Source organism: Caballeronia arvi (genome assembly GCF_001544695.2).
In the GTDB taxonomy this organism is placed as follows: domain Bacteria; phylum Pseudomonadota; class Gammaproteobacteria; order Burkholderiales; family Burkholderiaceae; genus Caballeronia; species Caballeronia arvi.
On record NZ_FCOM02000164.1, the window covers coordinates 1 to 3,053 of the forward strand.

General features: G+C 59.5%; 4 protein-coding genes and 1 pseudogene. 2 read left to right on the top strand and 3 right to left on the bottom strand.

Going from position 1 to position 3,053, the window contains the following annotated elements; genetic code table 11:
• Nucleotides 1-77: 77 nt before the first annotated feature.
• The 3 genes and pseudogenes from AWB74_RS46245 to AWB74_RS43805 all read right to left on the bottom strand — a co-directional run.
• Nucleotides 78-209 (bottom strand): annotated as a pseudogene (locus tag AWB74_RS46245) (DUF4142 domain-containing protein); the annotation flags it as partial.
• A 93-nt stretch (nucleotides 210-302) separates the two neighbouring features.
• A complete protein-coding gene (locus tag AWB74_RS43800; RefSeq protein ID WP_061152706.1) occupies nucleotides 303-614 on the bottom strand; it encodes a hypothetical protein in 312 nt (103 codons plus the stop codon).
• Between the two features lie 580 nt (nucleotides 615-1,194).
• Entirely contained in the window at nucleotides 1,195-1,485 is a 291-nt protein-coding gene (locus tag AWB74_RS43805; RefSeq protein WP_087039577.1) for a DUF6723 family protein, read from the bottom strand.
• Between the two features lie 244 nt (nucleotides 1,486-1,729).
• Between AWB74_RS43805 and AWB74_RS48980 the strand changes: the two genes are divergently transcribed.
• Together AWB74_RS48980 and AWB74_RS43815 are read left to right on the top strand one after the other, a co-directional pair.
• The gene (locus AWB74_RS48980) at nucleotides 1,730-1,963 is read left to right on the top strand and encodes a type II toxin-antitoxin system ParD family antitoxin (RefSeq protein ID WP_087039578.1); all 234 of its coding nucleotides are present in this window, start codon (nucleotides 1,730-1,732) and stop codon (nucleotides 1,961-1,963) included.
• Nucleotides 1,960-3,053, top strand: a 1,094-nt coding sequence (locus AWB74_RS43815) for a chemotaxis protein CheB (RefSeq protein ID WP_327363319.1), incomplete at its 3' end; no start/stop codon positions are given. The genes AWB74_RS48980 and AWB74_RS43815, both read left to right, overlap by 4 nt.

Genomic DNA, 3,053 nt, shown 5'->3' on the forward strand with positions numbered 1-3,053 from the left:
GCGCACTTTTGGCTCGCGCCGAATGCGGACGACGCTCGAACGTTGAAGGTCTTCGTTGACGGATTCAATCGCATTCACGCATCGATGACACTCTCGTCCAAGTTGTCTTTCGGCACCGTCATGCCATGCGGCGCGGCCATCTTAAGCTGCATCGTCAATTTGGTGTGGTCGACCATCATGTGATGCGTGAAGCTCTTCACGTCCCTGTCCGGCAACAGGCGCCGAACTCGGGCAGGGAGCAGCTGGTCTTGCAGTGTTGCGAGGGTCCTACGTGAGACGTACCGGTTGCCGGCTCAACGTTCTCATCGTTCGGCGTTTTGCCATCTCGGTGAGTCATCGACACGATCGCTCGGACCATTCTCGATGAAATCATCCTCGAAGCTCTGTCCGATCAAATTATCGTAGCTCGCCGGCTCGCTACTGACGATGGCTCGGAACATTTGAATCAACGCATTACCATCTTGAAGATGCGCTACCACAACACGAGCAGTCCGCAGCGACACCGATTCGCGGACAGGCGGCGCCGCGCTTCCATCGTGCAGTTCGAACGCGAAACGATGGACCTCCTCATGCCCTTCCGGCAGCTGAGTATGGCCCCATATTGTTGCTTTCATGCTTGTATGTCGCGGAATTTTTCTCGGAGATCAGCAATTATCGTGCTGAAGTCTGTCCGGCAAGACCCCGGATGAACCTTACTTCACGAAGCTTAAAATTCGAGAAACTGTCCGAACGAACGGGGCCACCTCGCTTCGCGGGGCCGCGCTGGCGGATCGACGCGCAAAGCGATCGGCAACCGCGGTCGCGCCATGGGCGAGTGCCAGTTGAATCAGCGTTCGCGGCCTACTGATCTCCGTCAAGACCGTAGTAAGTGCGCGCCTTCACCGCGGGCGGAATGCGCTATGCTACGCACGCCGCGCCGTGCAGTCCCTGGCGTGTAAGTGCGATTGATGGTGGGGTTTCCCGGGGCGGGGAGGCGCGTTCAGGCATGAGCGCGCCCCTCTTTTCCGTCGTCGCGGTCCTCGTCATTAGAGGACGGGAAACGGTCAGCATCCGCGGCACGAGTCATCGGCAGGGTCTTATCTATTTAAGGTCGCCAACCTCCTCGCGCGTTTCGCCCACGGCGTGCTGAGCATCGCCCTCTGCCTCTTGCGCTGGACTGCCGGTTACCAGATCACCGGTTACTCGAGAGGCCTTTTAGCGTTCTGGGTAGGTAAGATCGGCCCCGACGATTTCCTCGCCGCGTTGTTGTGCCGCACGAATGGCCTCGTCTTTGGTCGAATATCGACCGACAGCATCAGCGCCGTCAAAAGGATAGAGAAGCCGCCCGTCCGTGACTCTTACAACAACGTCCTGAAAACCCAGCCGTCTTGCTCCCACGTACGAGTCATAGATATGGAAGTCGTCTCTACCGACCGCAGGGTTGGGCAGACTCTTTCCCGCTGGGTGGAAGACCAGCTTTGGGCCTTTTCCAGTCACATGATTCATGCATCACCGCCAGACCGGGACAGATGGAAGGACTCGCGCAACAGGCAGAGAGCCCACTCAATGAAGTTTTCCCGGCACTCGTGCGCGTCGAACACTTGCGGTAGCGCATTCGGACAGGTTGTGCTGAATCACGGCGGGCTCGCGGCCGTGCGCGCACTGGACCGGATCAGATGACCGAAATGTATAACCGGGATGCGCTCGAAAGGATAGTATTGCATGTTACCCATCCGGTTGTGAGTCGCCCATGCCAAGCAAGCACGCATTCAGCATCAGCGTAACGGAACATCTCTCCTCATTCATCAGGTCGGAAGTCGCTACCGGTCGCTACAGTTCCGCAAGCGAAGTTGTCCGCGCGGGGCTGCGGCTTTTGGAGGAGCAGACGGCACTCCGTGCTTCGTCGAGCAGCAAGGCTACTGCCCGATCGAAGCCGCCGACACGGGCGGACGGCAAGGCGCGCCCTCGGTTGGAGAAAGCATGACATCAGCGGCGGACTTTCCGATTGTGGGCCTGGGCGCCTCCGCAGGCGGGGTTGAGGCACTGGAGGGTTTTTTTCGCGGCATGCCTGAGAAGCCCGGATTGGCGTGCGTAATCATCACCCACCTGAGCCCCAACCGTGAAAGCATGCTGCCGGAGATCGTGTCGCGCTTCACCGCAATGCCGGTGCGCGTCATTACCGATAACACGGTTATCGAAGTCGACACTGTTTATCTTTTGCCGGCCGACGCGGTTGTGACCGTGGAGGATCGTAGGCTGCACGTCCATGCGCAGGACTCGCACCGACGAGAGCGCAGACCCATTGATCTCTTTTTCAGCGCACTGGCGGCCGACGTGGGCGAATTGTCCGCCGGCGTGGTGCTGTCCGGCGGCGACTCGGACGGGACACTGGGCATCAAGGCCATCAAGGAGCGCGGCGGGCTCACACTCGCGCAGGTGGCCGACGGGTTTGGTCCTCATCATGCCAACATGCCCGAGAGCGCAATTTCCAGCGGCCTGGTCGACTTCGCGGTACCGGCAGAGCAGATGGGGGCCAAGCTGGCTCGCTTTGCAACGGGTAGATTCATGCTCGACAAGCTGGTCGGCGCTGCCGATGCGCAAATCGAGAGCGCCGCTTTTGACGAAGCCCGCAATGCAATCTACACAATCCTGCGTCACCAGGTCGGCCATGATTTCAGCGGATACAAGGTGAAGACCTTCCTGCGCCGTGTGCAGCGGCGCATGCAGGTCTTGGAAATTGAGACGCCGGAAGCCTATGTCGCACGACTGTCCAAAAACGCGGAGGAAGTCACAACGTTATTTCGCGACCTGCTCATCAACGTCACCAGCTTCTTTCGCGATGCCGAGGCATTTGAAGCGCTCTCGGACGCCGTCTTACCGAAACTGTTCGAAGCACGCGGTGTCGGCGACACCATCCGCGTTTGGGTGCCCGGTTGTGCGACCGGCGAGGAAGTCTATTCCATCGCCATGCTCATGCGCGAACACATGGATCGATTCGACCACGCCCCGCGCGTGCAGATCTTTGCGACCGATATCGACGACGCGGCGCTTGGCGTTGCGCGCTCAGCACGTTA